This window comes from Aliiglaciecola sp. CAU 1673 (assembly GCF_029223185.1).
Classification (GTDB): domain Bacteria; phylum Pseudomonadota; class Gammaproteobacteria; order Enterobacterales; family Alteromonadaceae; genus Bowmanella.
On sequence record NZ_JARHUG010000005.1, the window covers coordinates 189,536 to 207,508 of the forward strand.

Consider the following 17,973-nt stretch of genomic DNA (forward strand, 5'->3'; position numbering starts at 1 on the left):
CACGTCACTCGATCACGAAGCGCAGCTTGGTGGCATCCTTGCCCTTGCAGCGCTCGTTCATGAAGGTGTCGAAGCGCTTGCGCAGATCATCCGGCGTGGCCGGCGAGCCGCCTTGCAGCAGTGCCTGCTTGATCTCGTCGCCCTTGACCGCGATCTTCTCCAGCCCCGACAGCGCCTCCTGCACTGCATTGGTGAACTCGGTGGTCATCGGGTCCGGCAGCTTGCGTGAAGTCAGGAAGGCGTCGATCAGCTTCTTGGATGCAGGTGGCAACAGGCCCAGGCTGTCCTGCGTGAACGGGTCTTCCAGGTTCTCCAGCAGTGTCTGCTGCCAGTTGGCCAGCAGTTCATCCAGATCGTCATCCAGCTTGTGCAGGCGGTTGGCGGCCGGGATCAGCTCCAACTGCTCGGCAGAGGGGCGGAATTGGCAGTGCGGGCAGACGGCGGCCGTGACCAGGGTCGGCTCATCCAGCGAGGAACAGCTCTTCAAGCCGTTGAGCGATTCCTCGAACGCGGTGAGCTGACTGGTGGGCATCAGCGACACGCCGGCCAACACACGCAGTGCCAGCAGGCGGTCATCCTTGCGCAGGGCGTTGCGGGTCTTGTCCTCGGCCACGCCCAGCCGCGCCTTGCTGTGGCTGGCGATGTAGGCGGTGATGTAGTCCTTCTTGAGCTGGTTGAGCGTCTGCCGGTATTCGGCGGCGTGCTCGGCTGTGCGGTCCTGGCTCAGTTTGTCCTGCAGGGCCTTGCGGGCTGCTTCGGCCTGCTTCACCCAGGGGTGCTCGGCAGGCAGCACCATTTCGGCCTGCGAGAGGTAGGACGCCGTACTGCCCAGTTCCACCACCAGTTCGAGAAGGCGTTCGACGGCGGCCAGGATCTCCAGATTCTTCTTCTGGCCGTCCAGGTCTTCCTGCGTGACACGCAGGTTCTTGAGCTTGCCGACGGTGTTGTACGGTGTCAGCGACTCGGTGAACTTTTTCAGCGAATCCAGCCGTGCGTGCCAGTCTTTGGCTTCTTCCTCGCGCAGCAGGTTCTGGCCCCAGAAGCCGAGCTTGCCTTGCTGCAGGTCGGAGCCAGCCTTGAGCACGCGCGGCACCAGTGCGCTGACTTTCTCCTGCAGTTTGATGACTGGCTCGGTATCGCCTTGGCTGGCCTTCTGGGCCAGGCCAGACGGCAGATCGAACAACTCGAACAGGGCACGCAGCACCGCGAGGTTGATCTCCTTGGGTGCCTCGACGTGCTTGAACTGCTTGAGCTCTTCCAGCGAACGCTCTGCGAGCTGCACCAGCTTGCCGGAGTCGATCTTGTCGCCGGTGATCGACAGCACAATGTCGCCAGAGTAGACGAGGCCGCCGAGCACGGTGACCAACAGGTCGGGCTCCAGCCGGTACTTGATAGGCGCGAAATACTCGACGTCCGATGTGCCCGACAGCAGTTCGCTGCGGTTGAGCACCTGGCCGTGGCCCTTGGCCTTGAGGCGGTTCAGCACTTCCTGCGCGTAGCGGGAATTGGCGGGGTCGACGCGGTCACCATCGAGCAGTTCCAGCGCATCGAGGATGGCAGCGGCATCCTTGGTTCGGGTGCCGCCAGCCAGCGCGCGCAGCGCATTGCCCACCAGTTGCTTGCGGTTGGCTTCGGTGACCAGCACCGAGAAGGTGGGGTACTCGGGCGAGATGTCGGCAAAGCGCTGACCCAGTGCCAGGCCGGAGACGATGTTCACCACGTCGCGGAAGTTGATGCGCTCGTCCGGGCCCAGTCGCGCACGGTCGCGCAGGGACACGCCCTTGGACCAGTCCTGCAGCGTCTTGGTCTTGCCCTGGTAGGTGACCTCGAACGCGGTCATCTGCTTTTCCTGCAGCCACTTGCTCATGGCGCGCAGCGAGTCCTGGGCCTTGGACAGGTAGATGGCTTTCGCGCCGCCGCTGGCGGTGGACGCCAGATCCAGTGCCGCCGCGTATTGCGACAGATAGCGCTTGTAGTCCTCGTCCGGCGACTTCAGGCGGAAGAACACTTCGTCCGCCAGGTTGTTGTCGCTGAACTTCGGCTTGTCGAAGGGCTGGATAAAGTAGATGTAGAAGTCGCGCTCGGGCTGGGCCGTGGGGCGGTCATTGGGGGCGCCAAAGAACAGGTAGCCCATGCGCTCGACGCGGCGTTCCTGCCACTCGATCTGGTATTGCCAAATCTGGAAGCCGGGGTAACGCAGGTCGTCGCTGCACTCCATCAGTGCCTTGATGGCGCTGTAGTAGGCGCGGTCCAGCGCATCGTCGGACAGGGCTTCGGCACGCTTTTCGATCTGCGCGTCGTAGTCGATGTCCTTCTTGAGGTCCAGGTAGTACTGCTCGGTGTCCGGCGCCTTGGATATGAACTGGCCGTTGACGGTCTTCAGCACTTCCCGCATGACGGTCTGGACCATCGACAGCAGGTTCTCGGCCGGATCGCCGGGCATGTCCTCCACGCCCGGCTGGAACAGGCACAATGCGTCGCGCAGCTCGGCGGCCGTGGGGCCGATGGGCACATGGATGTCGCCGCCGGTGGTCAGACGGTGGACGGCCAACGCATTGATGACGCGCAGCGCCATGGCTTTGTAGGCCGGGCGCGTGAAGGCCTGCTGCACGCGGGACTCCAGCACTTCGGACACGCGCATGACCTCCTTGATGTTCGGGTCGGCGCGCAGGACCGAGTTGGCCTTGACGGTGTTCCAGAAGCTCTCGTAGCTGATGAACAGCGGTTTGTCGGCAGGCACCTCCTGGTCGAGGATGGCCAACATGGCGGCCTCGATGGTTTTGAGTGCGCCGCGCTTCTCGGTGAAGTGGATCTGCTCGAAGGTCTTCAGGTAGTCCGGGTGAACCGGGAACAGCCGCACGTACTCGTCCATGCGCTCGTTCATAGAGCCGTAAAACTTGGCGAACGGCGTGAGGTATTCGCGGATCTTGTTCTGCTGGTCAGCCGTCTTCTTGAGCAGGCGCGCGGAGACGACGAAGCTGACGTCCTGACGGTCGATCAGGATCTGGGTGAAGCGCTCGTTGACTCGCCGCATGCTGTCGGCGACGTGCTGGAAGCGCACGCTGTCGAAGATGGCTTCCTGCACACCAGCCACGAAGCGGAACTTCAGGTGCTTGGTGACTTCGCCGATCTGACGCAGGATCGCCAAGTCCTGCACCAGCTCGTGATCGCGGCGGGACTGCAGATATTCCAGGAACTCATCGACAACCAGAAGCAAGCCCTGGTCGGGGAATTTTTCCGCAAACGCAGCCATCATCTCTTCGAACGAGTCCTTGTTGTTGAGCTCCTTGTCGGCGGTCGGGAAGGTGTAGTCGACGCCGAGCTTTTCCAGGAATCGCTCAAGCTGCAGGGTGATGATCTGGCGCAACGGCATCTGCAGGCCGCCCACCTCAATACGCAGGACCTTGAAACGACCAGCGATCGGGGCAACCGCCTCAGCAACTTTCGGATGACGTATCATAGATGCATAGGTGGCGTCTTCAGCCACCAGCGACAGCACCGACATCAAGTGCGATTTACCCGTGCCGTAGTTGCCGACGATCAGCACGCCCTTGTGATCGACCGAGTCCTCAAAACTGAGCTGGGGAACCATAAGCTTGGAGATCCGCTCGGCCATGTCGTCGGAGATGACATAGGTCGCGACGAGCTTCTTGGCCTCGTCCGGGTGCCCAGCATCGAGCAGCTGAATGACTGACTCGATCTGCTCGAACTGGATCAGATCTCCGTATTTCATGTTCTTTGCCATATGGTTCTCTCTTCCCTTATTTTAAATTTTTACGTCAAATTTCGAGTACAACCAAGCCATCGCGGCTGTAGTCTCGATGTTCTGGGTGGCTAATGTCGGCGTATACTAAGCGGTCACTATGCAGCTCGCCCGGCCATACGGCCACGACACGTTTGGAGTGAGCCAACCGCTTGACGAGGTCAAGCGGGTTGATCTGTAAGCTCGGCTCAAACAGCAGTTCGAGGTTGTCGAGAAGTAGCGGAGCGTCGGTGCGTTCCTTGTCTGCGATTTCGCGCAGCAGCTCGCCTGCCGATAAGCTGCGCTTCTTCATCGGCATGGCAGCCAAACGGCGGCCTAGCTCCAGGCCAACGTTGAGCGGCTCGATGCTGAGCTTGGCACCCAATTGTCGGAGCAGCTGGGTCTTGCCGCTGCGGCTGGGGCCCACCAACAGCATCAGCTTACTATTGAGGTCACCGATTTCACGTGTCATTTGTTCAACTTTCGCAAGCACCTCTATTTCCACCCATTTTCATCAGCAAAGTGGTAACCAGGTGCTATCTCCAGGTTCTGCGCACCATAAAGCGTCGGAGTATTCTCAAGCCAAAGCTGATATTCCTCTCCCCTCAACAAGGCTTTGTTGGAGCAATCAACATTCCAGCGCCGAAGCAAATACCCCGCCATTGCAGCCCGCACATTCAACTCAAGCATGCCATTGGTCATTGAGTAGTCCAACTCTATTGCTTTGGGATGTCTAATATTGTAAGGATGGGGAACCAGTCGCAGTGGCATCATACGCATCCATTGATGATCATCAAGCTTGTCTTCCCCATGATTGACTTCAGCTTCTAAAATGCTGGCTTTAGATATACGAGTAATGACAAAGTCTCGAAAGCTAGAGGATTTGCGGTCAAATGCGCGAACATGCCAGCGAAGGCCATTATCCACAATGCTATGAGGCACAATCTCTCTTGCCCCAGATCCGCTGCTTAGAGATGTGTAAATAATGCTGACAGCTTTCTTGTTAATGGTGGCTTGCACCAAGCGAGCAACAATAAAAATGTCCGGCACATTAAGTTGGCTAGGTGCTTCAACAGGAAAATCGATATCCGCTATGGCATCCAATCCATCAGAGATCTGATTAGCAAGTTTTGCCAGTGTTTTCTTGGCATCGTGCTCGACTAAAGGTTTGAACTGCGCAGTTTGGTAATAACACTTATCACGAGAATCATATTCCATATTGCTAGGACACAGCTCTTTATAGAGCGTGATATCCCGCGAAGCTGAAGAAAGGCCTTGGCTGAAGTAGTTAACGACTTCCGCCCTTGTGACGTATCCAACAAAGAGAAGCTTGAAGTCGATGTAGGCAAGCCTTTGCTTTTGGGAAAAGCTTAAGTCCTTCCAGTCCATACATGTCCCCTGCTGGTTTCTTAGTGGACTGAGTCTGTATCATTTTGATACGGGCATCAACATTTTTATCTTGTTGTTATTTAACCCTTTCCAACAAATCGCCCACTTCACACTCAAACAAATCGCACAATTTATCGATGGCTTCGAGATCGATGCGTTGGGCGGTTTCTTTGTAGAGCAGGGTGACGGTATTGCGGTTTAGGCCGGTTTCTCTGGCCACATCCATGATCTTCATTTTCCGTTCGCCCATCAGTCGAGCTAAGTGACACCTTATCACGCCGTTTAACCTCTTAAATGACACAATGTCATCCAAAATGGCAAAAAGCCATTGACAAGTGCATTTTTTGATGCAAAATGTCATTCAGGATGGCAAATTGGTTTACTGAATGAATATTTGCCGCCTAGCTTAACATGCAGTAGAGGTGAACGCGATGCAAACCACGTCAAATTATGTCACGACCGCTGAGCTGGCCAAGCTCATCAAATACGACTGCCGCACGATTCGCGAGCAACTAAAAGACTCCGTGCTAATTGAAGGGATCCACTATATCCGGCCCTTTGGCGGGCGCAAGATCTTGTATGACTGGGAAGCTATCCAAAAGGATATGCGTAAGTTTTCTCAGCAGGCCATGGCCATTCCCATGAGTAAGGGAGGGCTTTGCCATGGGTAGTATCAATGCACGCAAGTACGGCAAGTTGTATCTGGACTTTCGTTACCGTAATCAGCGCTGCCGCGAGCAGACAGACTTGCGCGATACACCGGCTAACCGCAAGAAGTTGCAGGGGGTACTGGAGAAAATCGAGGCGGAGATTCTGCTGGGTAGCTTTGACTATGCCCGTACTTTTCCCAACAGCAGTATGCTGGCCAAGGTGATTCCAGTGGATAAGGCCATTGCCGAGCAGGCAGCCAGCGCGCCGCTTTTTGCCGACTTTGCACAAACCTGGTTCACCGAGATGGAGGTGCAGTGGCGACGCAGCTACCGGGCAACGGTGTGCAATGTGGTGTTTAACCGCCTGGTGCCGTACTTTGGTGAGATGCGGGTAAATGACATCAGTAAGGCGCAGTTACTGCATTTTCGTACTGAGCTGGCAAAAACTCGCAAACAAAACGGTGAGGTGTTTTCCGCCACCCACGTGAACCGGCATATGAAAATGCTGCGCATGATCTTAAATGAGGCGGCCGATCGCTATGATTTCACCACACCATACCGTGGCATCAAGCCCCTTAAGATCCCACGCACCGATATCCACCCGCTGACGCCGGAGGAAATCAGCCTGATCCTGGACAATGTGCGTGTGGATTTTCGCGACTATTTCACGGTGCGCATCTTCACCGGTATGCGTACCGGCGAGATCGACGGGCTGAAATGGCGCTATGTGAATTTCACACGCCGGGTTATTTCGGTGCGCGAAACCTTGGTGTCCGGTCATGAGGAGTACACCAAAAACGATTTCTCCCAACGGGATATCCAAATGAGCGACGTGGTGTATGCCGCCATGCGGCGCATGCAGGCGCGCACCGGCCACCTTAGCTATGTGTTTTGCCATGCCGACGGCCGGCCGCTGGATCATAACCAGGTTACCAAAACTATTTGGTATCCGCTGCTACGGCGCTTAGGCATTCGCAAGCGGGTGCCCTATCAAATGCGCCATACGGCGGCCACCTTGTGGCTGGCCAGCGGCGAGAATCCGGAGTGGATTGCCCAGCAGATGGGCCATGCCAATACCGAGATGTTGTTTCGCACCTACAGCCGCTACGTGCCCAACCTTACCCGGCAAGACGGCAGTGCCGCAGACAATCTGTTTAGCCAGATAGTCTCGGCTTAACCCAACCCGTTTCCCCCCTTTCAACTCCAGCAGCATTAGGAGGCCGTTATGAACGCCTTACCAATCGATTCCCTGCAACCTTTGCTTGTCGATGTGCCCAACTACCACCGTTTTATGGGCCGTTACTTTCTAACCGGACTCGTCACCAAAGCCGACTCACAGGGTCAGCCCTGTTGGGCGTTGAACCTGTCTGACGGCTCCGGTGACTTTAAGGTGTACTGCAATAATCCAGACCTGATGGCGCATCGTTTGCAGCCCCATTCGATGATTTTGGTGGAGGCTGCCCTTCGCCAAAACCAGGGTACGGCTTACTACCGCTGCAAGAACCTGCTACCCACCACCGATGAAACCACCCTGGGGATGGATCTGTCGGTGTTACCGCGCTCTTTCTGCTCCAATCCAGAAACCTTTGATGCGCTAATAGTACTGGCCAGCAGGCTGCAGCATCCCTTGCTTCGCCGCTTCCTGCGCCAGGTGCTATTGCAACAATGGGTAGGCCTGCGCTTTTTACAATGCCCGGCCAGCCTGCGTCATCATCACGCCTATCGCGGTGGGCTGTTACAACATTCGGTGGAGATTGCCTGGGATGTGGCCGGTGTTCAGGAGCTTTCAACCCTGGAGCGGGATATCGCCGTAGTCGCAGCGCTTTTACATGATATTGGCAAAACCCTGACCTTGACCCCGGATATGACCCGCACGGCCATTGGCGAGTTGGTGGATCACAGTCAACTGACCCTGGAAATCTGCGCTGAACCGCTTCGAGCGCTGGAACAAGAAGCCCCCAAGATTGCCCATCAGCTGCGCCATGCCTGGACCTGCTATTCGCCCAACGCCCGCTTTGGCTACAAGCCACAAACCCGTGTAGCGCGGCATGTGCAGCGGGCAGATAGACTTAGCGCCAAAACCCCAAGCAATGTGGCGAGCCTGCCGATTTTCGATGATGTCACCGACATCATGCGTGAACGCGCAGCCAACTAATTAAATTAATGCAATTAATCAAAGGAGCAGGCTATGGCCCGACATCCTGATGTAGCGGAAAAAGCCATTATCCAAGCGGGATTAGAGCTGGAAGGGTTGGGCAAAACGCCAAACCCTGGCGCCATTCGTGCCCATCTTGGCTATCGCGGCGGGCTGCTACGCATCAAAGCCATCTGGGAGGCCTTCAATGCCAAGCGCCAACAGGAATTGCTGCCCAAAACACACCAGGAGTTAGGTTTTGATGCCCTACCCGACGACTACGCCGGGCAAGCCTCACAGCTTATGTCGCGTGTAAGCGAAGCCTTGGAGCAGTTGGCCATAGAGGCCTACAGCAAAAGCCAGCAACTCTTCGAGAAGCGCATCAAGGCCATGGACAAGGCCCATCAGGAAAAGCTGAGCTACTTGCAGGAATGCGAGCAAGCAGCGGATCAGTCCATCACCCGCCTGGAATCGGAATTGGCCGATACCCAGCAAGAGCTTCAGCAACTCGCCGACCAGAACGCCAAGCTGCTGATTGAAAACTCGGAACTACGAGGCCGGCTTTCAGTATATGAAAACAGAAACCCCAAACACAAAACCGCGCCACAGCCCCAGGAGATAAAACAGAATGCATAGCGATATTTGCGATTTTACGGCCCTGGCCGGCAAGACCTTGCTCAAGCAATTGGACAGGGAATTTCAGTACCAGATGGAGCTCACCGATGGCAATTGGGTGCTATGGTATGACACCCACTTCAAGGGGCATTGCCTGGAGCCGGCCACCGATGTCAAAGCCCAAGCCATTTTGCAGTTCTTTGGTAGCTGTGCCTGCCCGTTTAGCATGCTGCGTTTGGGCCGTTCATTGTCGCCCCGCAACAACCAACACGGACCCATCCAATCCAATATGATGGCCATTCGCTACCTACTCAGCGGCTTTGAGTGCATCGCCAACAACCTCTTTGACTACAAAATCAGTACCGGCATGAGAGCGTTTATGACCCAACTCGAATTTCGCCTCGCCGGCGAGCTGCTGATGACCTACCAAAAAGAACTCGCCACCATGCAAATCTGCCCGGAGATACTGGCATTAGCAACCGGTGGCGTGTTGATGTCAGAAGATATGTTCAGTAGGCACTGAGCCATATCCAGACCTTCAGGCGATCCCCATAAATGGTTCACACAAAAATTAATTTTTGAAAAGGATCATAGCTGGATCTAATTTCTACCGATCTCTTCAAAAAGATCCTGAATAAAAGGGATCGCCATCTCACGAGCTAGTGAAAGTATTTGAGTGCTCCAAACTTTGCATCTACGCTGAGCTTAAACAGAACACTTGGAGAATATAAGCATGTGTCTAACTGATGATTTTTTTAACGGGTATGAGGAGCGCTATAGAAAATGGAGCGAAGACGGTCTTTCTATTAGTGAAGCGTGTTCACGCCTGAGTCTCTGTGACACCACAACTTATCCTATTGCCACAGAAGTAGCAGAGTTCATCTACAGAAACTGGACACTCAGTGAAGTAGACCAATTACCCGACGAGATAAAATCAATTTTATTTGAAATCCTTAAACCTTATAAAATAAAAAATAGCGACTACTTGGAATCGATTAATTCAACAGAAAACTTGTCAAGACCAATAATATTAGTTGAGGATATATCCACAATAGATCTGCTGGCTGATGCAGTATGCGAAGGGAATGACAAGGAAATTTATCAAAAATGTTTAAGCATACTATATTTAAAGGACAGGCGTATTTTTGAAGCTGTAGCAAGAGAAATAACTAGCTCCTCTAGAGATAGAGTTTTCCTAGGCTATTGCGAGAAAGACATTTTAAACGGAAAAGATAGGCCAGCTGACGCCGAAAGTCGCGACCCAATTAAACTACTGATAGGAAAGCCACTCTACACATACGGAAAACTATCCAATCAGGATAAAATAAAAAATATTGAGAAATTCTTTGATAGAGTTTTCGAGAAGGAAAATATTAGTTTTAATCAAACTTCTTTCTCTAACTCATTGCAAAAGAAGCTGGAAATAACAGGAAAAATGACAAAAAAACAAGCACAGGAGTTACTGGAAGGGCTTCTGTAATTAGAAATCCATCACTCACGTAAAGTCACAGGTGTTCTTTTTGCCTTGATTCCCCATCATATTAGCGCTCTCCCCAAGCACTAATATGATGGGCGTAGCTGAGGACTATTGCTATCCCTCTCCCCAAGCACAAGAACGTGAGAAGCAACCAAACCAACACCAGCAATGATCGATCTGTGATGGTGAAGCCAGTGTATAAAAGCGCCACAGCATAGAGTGCTACGTAACTGACGAGTCCAACACAAAGACCTTTAAGGGTTTGCATAACTGCTTATACTCCTTGACGTATTGCCACGACTTGCATTCGCCCGACCGACCCACTAGGCCAAATCACTATATCAGAAAGACACGGAGTTACTACGGCCCGAGACCCGGAGAAGCTCGCAACAATGTTACCCAGCTCTTGGGGTAAGGCTTTGATAGACCAGCATCCCAGCGCCAGAGGATAAACGCGAGGTTGGGTACTTGTTCCGAATCGAGGGTTCTTTCGGAAGGGGCGGCTGGCTGCCACCAACAATACCTAATGGTTTAAGGGAAAGTAACCGCCCCAAGAAGCTCGATGTTGAACTTTGAAGGACTTTGAGAATTTTTTTCATTTTCTTAAAAAATAATTTCACATCCACCCAAGAGAAAAATAACACACTAAAAACAACGAAATTGTTTCAAAAAGGTTTTTCTCGCAAATATCATTTTCAATTAAAATCAATATTTTGGGGTTTCCGGCAGTTGACAAGAAACAAAAAACGAATAATCTAATCAGCGGCGGTGGCCATCTGCGGGCGCAGAAAACCCACATAACAAACACTCTGCTAGCCATGATACGACATATTTAATTGTCAGTCTTGCAGCTACCAGCGCCCACTAGACTAATGACTAATTAACACAGGTGTTTATATGTTAGCTTTCTCACCAGCCTTAATCTTGTCACCTTCAATAATTGACCAGAAAATCATCTCTCCATTAAGAAATCAAGCAGCTTGGAAACTTAATAATTGGCGAAATGAATTTGCTAAAGCAATCGGGTTTGATTCTTTCAATGCAATGAATAAGCGTAAGCTTGTATTGATAGAATCAGGGAGCATAATGAAAAGTCTCCAGCAGAACATAAATGTTGAAGATCTGAATTATGTTTTTGCGGACTTAACAACCTGTTATGTGCCACGAGGACAGGATTGGAGCCTGTATTTTGGCATTTGGAAAGATGACTTTCAGTTATTACCTCACCTGTACGAAGACCATGGCAGAGGACTTTGGCATCCCAATATCCGTTACCTTGAGCTTGGTCAGCGCAGTCTAACCAAGGAAGATGTCGCAGAGCTCAGAGCATTCGTAAGCGAATCGCTTGAGGAAGGCTCTGCAGACTCTTTGGAGTATTTGCCGGATGAACTTTTGAATAAAGCCAAAGAATTTGGATCTGAGCGGAAGTTGATTGGTGAATGGTTTCACAGCCATATTGACCATGTGCATCCCCTGCTTTCCTGTAAGTCGCATGGTCAACTGCTTGCGACTATCTGTGATGTTTTGGGAGAAGAAGCTGAGCAATGGCTAGCATCTTGGGGCTGCAGCCTATCTGACCTCATCTCCTACATTTATGAGCATGAAGACTCCGAACTGTACTCAGAAGCAGGTTAACTGCCCAGGTGGCGTGATGAGTATGACGCCAGCATCCCAGCCCCAGAGGATAAACGCGGGGCTGGGTACTTCTTCCGAATAGAGGGTTCTCTCGGAAGGGACGGCTGGCTGCCAGTGACAATAGGCAATATCTACTATAGTCGCAAGTGACCATACCGCTCGACATAGCTGAAACGACTTCTAGAAAAACTAATTTCATTCTCAATGAAAATTATTTTTCTCCAACCAACGCAAATATTCCCCATTAAAAACAATGCAATCATTTTCTTAGATAAAACTTTAAGAAAAAACCCCGATGAAACAGATTAAAAACCACTTGAAGAAAGTAAAAAAACATACGAGTGTTCTAGGGAGCAGGAAGCAAAACACACTATTACCATCGGGGGAAAATAGTTATGCATGGAACAAATACACCAACTGTCACTGCGGAAATTCGCGTATTGAACAATTATGTCTTCGCAGACTATTTAATCAGAGTATTTCCGGATTCCGTTAACCATAAGACCAGGAAGTACTACATCGGCTTGCAAGATGGCGCATCTTTTATTCGTGGGCATGTCCGATTTGGTGAAAATGGTATAAACCGAGAATTACCAGTGTCCTGCAATCGGAAAATCTCATGGATGGATGGTTCTCATAATATACGGATTCGCTCCATCAGTGATTGGGTACATGAAATAGAAATAGCCGGAACGTGTCAGAACACTATCTGTATATCCATTGAAGTCAGCTTTCAAATGGATGTTCACAACGATCTATCTGTGTACCTAACTCCACCTTTACACTTGGCCTATTCTAAGAAGGCATTTGTCGCATCCGATAAACCCAGAGAATTGACACAATGCATCCCCCTGGCTGCAAAGTTGTCTTATTCAAAGGATTTGGCATTCCTCAGCACTAACTTTCTGAGCGAATTTAAGAAAAGAAGAAAGATATTTATTTTTAGTGATACACACCCCAGCAATTATGTGAAATTTCGACTTTTAAAGCGTGAATCGGCTCACCACTCTCCATATAGGCACTGATACAAGGTAGCGGGGACAGGCTCGGGATCGAATTCAATGTCTTCCCACCTGGGATCATCATCTGGCACCTCATCACCTCCCCAAGCCTTTGTGCCGGGAACAATCTGTTCAAGGGGCAGTGCTGTGGCATCCTTGAAACCCTGTACCTGCAATAATCTGCACAGCCCTTCTTTATACCCTTGCCATTCAGATGATGGTTCCTCAGTGCTAATTGCATCCAGGTACCCTGTGTCCCCTCTTGGGTGCCAATGGTTAAAGTGGCAAAGATAAAAATCCGCCACCCGGCTAACACTTATTGATAGCACCGTGAAAGGATGTCGCCATTCCCTTATCAGGGCGATTTTCTCGGCGTTGCTTAGCGCAACCCACATATCCATATCCCTTGTATTTCGGTGTGTAAAAGCAAGATCGTAGATAGGCGGGCCACGCCTATGGCTTGATCCTCGGTAATACAAAGGTAACTGGATATTGCTCAGTTGGAGCACATGGGTCAGTCGTCTGAGCATGTTGTTGGCATCAAATTGCTCAGTGTCCGGCTCGCTAATAAAACCGGTTGGATAAACATTTCTGATCCTTTCTTTTAGGTAGGTGTCCAAGGTCTACTTATCCTTTCGTGGTTCACTGTTGGCAGTAAGCACTTCTGTATTTGACAAATCCCACATGGATTTATATAACACTATTGGTGTTTTATATTATGTCAAATAAGCATGACCGACTACAACCTCGATGAACTTGAGCAGCTAACCGGCCTGGCGCGGCGCACTATCCGCTACTACATCCAAAAAGGCTTGGTGGAGGCCCCCTTTGGTGCCAGGAAAACGCCCCGCTACACCGCACGCCATGTAGAGCAATTGCTGCAAGTAAGAAAGTACAAGGAAGCCGGTCTTAATCTGGCGCGGATTGCGGCCTTGCTGGGTAAGGATGAGGAAGGGTCTGCATCATCTGATGATATGGATATAGGCGATGTCAGGGTGATTACCCGCATGCAAATTGCCAGCGGCATCACATTGGATATCGACCCTAGAAAGAATCAGCTCAGCGATGAGGCGGTGCGCGGTTTAGCCAGCATCATTGGTGATTACCTCAATCAGCAACAAGGAAACCAAGATGAGCATTAATCCTTTATCTGCCAGCATTGATGTCGAAATAAAGGGCATATTGGCCATCACCCGCTATCGCTTGCACTATGACAACCAGCAAAGCACTCCCATCGAGGCCATTTACCATTTCACCCTGCCGCGCATGGCGACGGTGCTTGCTTGCGAAGCCTGGGTTGATGGCCACCATTTTTGCGCCAAGCTGATGCAGCGCAATCAGGCCGCCAAAGAATACGAAGAGGCCATGTTCGATAACAAGCGCACTGTGCTGATTGAGTCCCTGCGCGATGGGGTATATGCCATCAATATTGGCAACCTGGATGCCGGGGAGAGTATCGAGATAGAGCTTCGTATTGCGCAGGTGTTAAGCAGCTACCATGGTGGCCGCCAGCTGACCTATCGCCTACCGACCAATATTGCCCCGCGCTATGGCCAAAGTGGGAATGACATCGACCCCGAGTACCATTTACTGGCTGAGTATCCTTTTTTGGCTAGGGTGATCAGTGATGAGCCTCTGAAGTTCACCTCTTCTTCCCACCCAATACAGGCAGACGGTGAAGACAAGCTGTGCTTTAGCGGGTTTATGGACCGGGATATCTTCTTCACCCTGGAAGTAGATGCCAAGCAGCGCTGCTTTAGCGGCGAATACGCCGGGCAACACTATCTACTGGGATACCTTAGCCCAAGCGAGCAACAGTCAGCGCAAGCGTCCCAGCATAATTTGCATATGGTGCTGGATCGTTCCGGCTCCATGTCGGGAGCCAGCATAGCCCTGTGCCGGCAAGCTATGAAAACCCTACTTGGCACCTTAGCGCAAAACACCAAGGTTAACCTGACGGCCTTTGGCAGCCACCATGAAACTCTGTTTGGCTGTGCACAAACGCTGGAAGGCGAGGCCGGCAAGCGCTTACGCCAATATATTGAACGCATGAACGCGGATATGGGCGGTACCGAAATCTGTGCAGCTCTGCTAAGTGCCCTGAAATCACTGCCGGTGCAGACTGATGAGATAAATCATCTACTACTCATCACCGATGGACAAACCAATCTCACGGAAGAAGACTTTGCCGCCATCCAGTTGCTGTGCCAGCAGCGTAACTGCATCCTGCATGCCATTGGTGTTGGCTACGGGGTCAATGAATACCTGCTGCATCGGCTTACCGACCAAAGCGGCGGTGTCTTGCGTGTGGTCAATCCCAATGGCGAGTTGAGTCACGCCATCATGGATATAGCCCATGCCATGAGCCATGTAAGTGATGTCAGCTCATTGCATATAGAACCGGCGCCAGCCTGGCACACCATACCCCGTAAGACCTACAGCAACTTGCCGCAATTGATGATGGCCAAGCTGAGTGGCGAGGCTAGCCATATGCAAAGTGCCGATGGCAACCCGGTAGCAATGGAAAGACTAAAAGGCGATTGGGCTAAAGCGCTGGTGCAATTGGGTGCCTTGCGGCAAATAGTGGAACTGGAGCACAGTGCAGGCACCAATTTGGCCGAGCAGTTGGGCATTCTATGCCAATACACCAGCCTGATAATGGTGGACAACTCAGGAGCGCAGGTTGAAGGCGAAGCACAAATAACGGTTGTGCCGCAGATGCTTAATATTGCGAGCGTCAGTTGCATACAGCTGTGCGAGTCAAATGTGAGTTACTACGACATCCCCGCCTTTTTACGGGTAGAGCGGCCTGAGCAAAGCACACCCGAACAGCGACTGCTAGACCAAATTGATGGCCGCTTTTTCTTAAAGCGCGGCATCGATGAGGAACTGCTGAGGGACCTTGGGTTCGAAGAGGCCGATATCAAATCACTAACTGAACTCGCCAAACACCATAAAGTGCCATTGTGGGCGATGGTCGTTGGCTACCTTGATCAATACACCACTCATCATGGCCTGACGGTCACTGAGCGGTTACAGCGGCGGTTAGCCCGCTGGCAAAAGGATATTCCCCAGCAGGCCATGTTGGATATCAAGCAGCAATTAATAGCAAAGCCGTCAGCAGCATAGGGGTTTTGTACTTTGCAGGGAGCAAGCCAACTTAGGAAACACATCCTTGCCAACGAGACGCCTTATAGAGGCGTCACGCTTCCCTGATTGGATAAATCTGGCCATTTGCTGATTCAACTTTTCTTGCATACTGGCAAGGCTTGGATGCATCACCAACACCATGTCCACCGAGTGGATGATATTGGGTGAGACAAAGAACTCGTAACCACAATATTGGGGATGAAACATCTCCGCGCGTGCATCTTCGGTCCCGGATATAAGGAAGTCACAGCACCCCTTGGCCAACATCTATGTCATGGTGGATTGGTTGCTGGCATCTTGTGCTAAGTGGCATTTATGTCAGAAAAGACGATGGGAAAATATCACCAGTGGCGATGGAGATGAAGCCCCCCTTCGCTGCGGAACCAAACTACCGGAAAATGATTCATCCGAAACAAAATTCGGTAGTTTGTTACCCATTAAAATCCAACAGCTCACAAAAACGGTAGACTACTACCGTTTTTTTATCTATCTTATCCAAAATACAGTAACAAACTACCGCAGGATTAATGAAAAGGGCCACTCTACAGTTATTTAACAGGGGACAATGGTGGGATGCTGCTGAATTGCTTTTCGACAAGGAGCAAATGGCAGCACCTGTCACCTTGGCATACTTTCCTGACTACATGGCGAACTGTCTGAGTTATGAGGCCATAGATAGTTGGGCATGCTCCGTCAATGCGCCGGTCAGCATTATCCCCGTTGAATATCCAAACTGGCCGGCACTATTGGACGACCTTCTGCCCGTCGGAAAATCCAAAGAGTGGTGGCTCAAGCATCTGAACTTAAGCAGGAGTAATGAATTTTCACAAAACTACGCCCTACTCATCCACGCTTGCATGGCACCGGTGGGTAACCTTCGCATTAAAGAGGCTGCCACCCAACCCACTTTCAAGAGTGATAAACGTTTTTCGTTGCAAGACGTTGTCACCTTGCAGCACGACTTTCTGGAATACGCCAATGAGCACGGTGCGGCCGTAGGCGGGGCGACTGGCGCAGGTGGTGTAGCGCCAAAATTGTTATTGATGGTAGAAGAAGAGGAAGTCTATATCGATGGTGATTTTGCAGGGAAACCTTTAACTGCCACACCCTATTTGACCAAGTTTGCGCGCAATACGCGCAGCAAACGGGACAACGACATTCTGCGCGCCGAAGGGATCTTTTACCAAGCATTAGCGAAGATCCTGGCAGGGACCAATATCGAATCCATAGATGTCAGTCGCATGATGACCTTCGATCACGATGGGCAGGTAAGTCTTTGGCTACCACGTTTTGACATCGAGATAATCAATACTCTGGCCAGTCGTCTTGGCCTGGAAAGCGTTTACTCCATTATTAATGCTGAGCCAGGCAGTTACCAAGACCACTTTTTTGTGATGGAAGCGGTATGGCAAAAAATCAGTCGTTGCACCCCAATGACTTCAGCAGAGTTTGCAAAGCAATATGTAGCTCGAGATTTCCTTAACCAAGTCTTTGGCAACTCGGATAACCACGGCCGTAATATTTCCTTTTTAAAACAAGAAGGGAAGATCAGGTTTGCCCCTATCTACGACTTCGCCCCAATGAAAGCCGACCCAGAGATGGTAACCAGACTATTCAAGTGGGGACGTGGGTGTGAATCCTCCGGAACGGTCAGATTTAACAAGGTAGCCCAAGAGCTGGCCACTTTTTGTGAACCGGAGGAGCTAATGTCATACCTCAACATGCTGGCAGTAAAACTCCTCCCCCTCAAAGCATTGCTCAACGAATTAGGTTGCCCAATGGATATTCTCGAGTTCCCAGCTATTGGCTTTGATTATATTGCGCAAAAGCTAGATAACATGGGGGTACAACATGGCTAACCTTTCTGTCGCCGAGCGAAAAGCTATCATGCAAGCCATTGAAAAGCAGTTGGCGCAAGATGAGTTATCCATCGGTGAAGCCATCAAGGCCATACGCACCGAGTTGTACGGCATGACGCAAACCCAGTATGCACGCTTTATTAAAGTGTCCGACAAAACCCTGCGCGATGTGGAAAAAGGCAATACCGACGCGCGCTTGTCGGTTATCAATAAACTCTTAGCCCCTGGCGGCTTTACCCTAAGCGCCAAGTGTGTGAAAACCTCGCTATGATTCGCATGCGTGGTTGCAAGAGCCTGATTTCAGTTGCATAGAATCCACTT

The 17,973-nt window shown here is 51.4% G+C and carries 17 protein-coding genes; 12 read left to right on the forward strand and 5 right to left on the reverse strand.

The window, feature by feature from the left end; translation table 11 throughout:
* Window positions 1-4: 4 nt before the first annotated feature.
* From P2G88_RS06640 to P2G88_RS06655, 4 genes are all read right to left on the reverse strand, one after another.
* A complete protein-coding gene (locus P2G88_RS06640; RefSeq protein WP_275795012.1) occupies window positions 5-3,745 on the reverse strand; it encodes a DUF6079 family protein in 3,741 nt (1,246 codons plus the stop codon).
* Between the two features lie 34 nt (window positions 3,746-3,779).
* Window positions 3,780-4,247, reverse strand: a complete 468-nt coding sequence (brxF, locus tag P2G88_RS06645) for a BREX-3 system P-loop-containing protein BrxF (protein WP_275795013.1) — start codon at window positions 4,245-4,247, stop codon at window positions 3,780-3,782.
* Complete coding sequence (locus tag P2G88_RS06650) at window positions 4,238-5,131, reverse strand: WYL domain-containing protein (RefSeq protein ID WP_275795014.1); 894 nt, start codon at window positions 5,129-5,131, stop codon at window positions 4,238-4,240. The genes brxF and P2G88_RS06650 overlap by 10 nt, the downstream gene beginning before the upstream one ends.
* A gap of 76 nt (window positions 5,132-5,207) precedes the next feature.
* Window positions 5,208-5,408, reverse strand: a complete 201-nt coding sequence (locus P2G88_RS06655; protein ID WP_275795080.1) for a helix-turn-helix transcriptional regulator — start codon at window positions 5,406-5,408, stop codon at window positions 5,208-5,210.
* Window positions 5,409-5,562: 154 nt separating this feature from the next.
* On the opposite strand from P2G88_RS06655, the gene P2G88_RS06660 reads away from it, so the two are divergent.
* The 7 genes from P2G88_RS06660 to P2G88_RS06690 all read left to right on the forward strand — a co-directional run bounded on the left by P2G88_RS06660 (window position 5,563) and on the right by P2G88_RS06690 (window position 11,642).
* Window positions 5,563-5,802, forward strand: a complete 240-nt coding sequence (locus tag P2G88_RS06660) for a hypothetical protein (RefSeq protein WP_275795015.1) — start codon at window positions 5,563-5,565, stop codon at window positions 5,800-5,802.
* The gene (locus tag P2G88_RS06665) at window positions 5,795-6,958 is read left to right on the forward strand and encodes a DUF3596 domain-containing protein (protein WP_275795016.1); all 1,164 of its coding nucleotides are present in this window, start codon (window positions 5,795-5,797) and stop codon (window positions 6,956-6,958) included. The genes P2G88_RS06660 and P2G88_RS06665 overlap by 8 nt, the downstream gene beginning before the upstream one ends.
* A 48-nt stretch (window positions 6,959-7,006) precedes the next feature.
* A complete protein-coding gene (locus P2G88_RS06670) occupies window positions 7,007-7,936 on the forward strand; it encodes an HD domain-containing protein (protein ID WP_275795017.1) in 930 nt (309 codons plus the stop codon).
* A gap of 33 nt (window positions 7,937-7,969) precedes the next feature.
* Entirely contained in the window at window positions 7,970-8,551 is a 582-nt protein-coding gene (locus tag P2G88_RS06675) for a DNA-binding protein (RefSeq protein ID WP_275795018.1), read from the forward strand.
* Window positions 8,544-9,053, forward strand: a complete 510-nt coding sequence (locus tag P2G88_RS06680) for a hypothetical protein (protein ID WP_275795019.1) — start codon at window positions 8,544-8,546, stop codon at window positions 9,051-9,053. Before P2G88_RS06675 ends, P2G88_RS06680 begins: the two co-directional genes overlap by 8 nt.
* 210 nt (window positions 9,054-9,263) lie before the next feature.
* Window positions 9,264-10,010 carry a hypothetical protein gene (locus tag P2G88_RS06685; protein WP_275795020.1) on the forward strand — a complete coding sequence of 249 codons (747 nt, stop codon included), beginning with the start codon at window positions 9,264-9,266 and terminating at the stop codon, window positions 10,008-10,010.
* Window positions 10,011-10,904: 894 nt separating this feature from the next.
* On the forward strand, window positions 10,905-11,642 hold the full coding sequence (locus P2G88_RS06690; RefSeq protein WP_275795021.1) for a hypothetical protein: 738 nt from the start codon (window positions 10,905-10,907) through the stop codon (window positions 11,640-11,642).
* A gap of 1,000 nt (window positions 11,643-12,642) precedes the next feature.
* Here P2G88_RS06690 and P2G88_RS06695 read toward each other — a convergent pair.
* Window positions 12,643-13,263, reverse strand: a complete 621-nt coding sequence (locus P2G88_RS06695; RefSeq protein WP_275795022.1) for a hypothetical protein — start codon at window positions 13,261-13,263, stop codon at window positions 12,643-12,645.
* Between the two features lie 111 nt (window positions 13,264-13,374).
* Here P2G88_RS06695 and P2G88_RS06700 point away from each other — a divergent pair, with 111 nt between their 5' ends.
* The 5 genes from P2G88_RS06700 to P2G88_RS06720 all read left to right on the forward strand — a co-directional run bounded on the left by P2G88_RS06700 (window position 13,375) and on the right by P2G88_RS06720 (window position 17,923).
* Window positions 13,375-13,785 carry a MerR family transcriptional regulator gene (locus tag P2G88_RS06700; protein ID WP_275795023.1) on the forward strand — a complete coding sequence of 137 codons (411 nt, stop codon included), beginning with the start codon at window positions 13,375-13,377 and terminating at the stop codon, window positions 13,783-13,785.
* A complete protein-coding gene (locus tag P2G88_RS06705) occupies window positions 13,775-15,772 on the forward strand; it encodes a VIT and VWA domain-containing protein (protein ID WP_275795025.1) in 1,998 nt (665 codons plus the stop codon). Before P2G88_RS06700 ends, P2G88_RS06705 begins: the two co-directional genes overlap by 11 nt.
* 277 nt (window positions 15,773-16,049) lie before the next feature.
* Complete coding sequence (locus tag P2G88_RS06710; protein WP_275795026.1) at window positions 16,050-16,349, forward strand: hypothetical protein; 300 nt, start codon at window positions 16,050-16,052, stop codon at window positions 16,347-16,349.
* Window positions 16,321-17,652: a HipA domain-containing protein gene (locus tag P2G88_RS06715; protein WP_275795027.1), complete on the forward strand. Its 1,332-nt coding sequence runs from the start codon at window positions 16,321-16,323 to the stop codon at window positions 17,650-17,652. Before P2G88_RS06710 ends, P2G88_RS06715 begins: the two co-directional genes overlap by 29 nt.
* Window positions 17,645-17,923 (forward strand): helix-turn-helix transcriptional regulator, encoded by a 279-nt coding sequence (locus P2G88_RS06720; RefSeq protein WP_275795028.1) that lies wholly within the window; start codon window positions 17,645-17,647, stop codon window positions 17,921-17,923. The genes P2G88_RS06715 and P2G88_RS06720 overlap by 8 nt, the downstream gene beginning before the upstream one ends.
* The last annotated feature ends 50 nt before the right edge of the window (window positions 17,924-17,973 follow it).

Excerpts from the sequence above, each read along its gene's own strand:
- P2G88_RS06640 (WP_275795012.1), bottom strand. The coding sequence starts at position 3,745 with ATGGCAAAGAACATGAAATACGGAGATCTGATCCAGTTCGAGCAGATC.
- P2G88_RS06650 (WP_275795014.1), bottom strand. The coding sequence starts at position 5,131 with ATGGACTGGAAGGACTTAAGCTTTTCCCAAAAGCAAAGGCTTGCCTAC.
- P2G88_RS06660 (WP_275795015.1), top strand. The coding sequence starts at position 5,563 with ATGCAAACCACGTCAAATTATGTCACGACCGCTGAGCTGGCCAAGCTC.
- P2G88_RS06665 (WP_275795016.1), top strand. The coding sequence starts at position 5,795 with ATGGGTAGTATCAATGCACGCAAGTACGGCAAGTTGTATCTGGACTTT.
- P2G88_RS06670 (WP_275795017.1), top strand. The coding sequence starts at position 7,007 with ATGAACGCCTTACCAATCGATTCCCTGCAACCTTTGCTTGTCGATGTG.
- P2G88_RS06675 (WP_275795018.1), top strand. The coding sequence starts at position 7,970 with ATGGCCCGACATCCTGATGTAGCGGAAAAAGCCATTATCCAAGCGGGA.
- P2G88_RS06680 (WP_275795019.1), top strand. The coding sequence starts at position 8,544 with ATGCATAGCGATATTTGCGATTTTACGGCCCTGGCCGGCAAGACCTTG.
- P2G88_RS06685 (WP_275795020.1), top strand. The coding sequence starts at position 9,264 with ATGTGTCTAACTGATGATTTTTTTAACGGGTATGAGGAGCGCTATAGA.
- P2G88_RS06690 (WP_275795021.1), top strand. The coding sequence starts at position 10,905 with ATGTTAGCTTTCTCACCAGCCTTAATCTTGTCACCTTCAATAATTGAC.
- P2G88_RS06700 (WP_275795023.1), top strand. The coding sequence starts at position 13,375 with ATGACCGACTACAACCTCGATGAACTTGAGCAGCTAACCGGCCTGGCG.
- P2G88_RS06705 (WP_275795025.1), top strand. The coding sequence starts at position 13,775 with ATGAGCATTAATCCTTTATCTGCCAGCATTGATGTCGAAATAAAGGGC.
- P2G88_RS06715 (WP_275795027.1), top strand. The coding sequence starts at position 16,321 with ATGAAAAGGGCCACTCTACAGTTATTTAACAGGGGACAATGGTGGGAT.
- P2G88_RS06720 (WP_275795028.1), top strand. The coding sequence starts at position 17,645 with ATGGCTAACCTTTCTGTCGCCGAGCGAAAAGCTATCATGCAAGCCATT.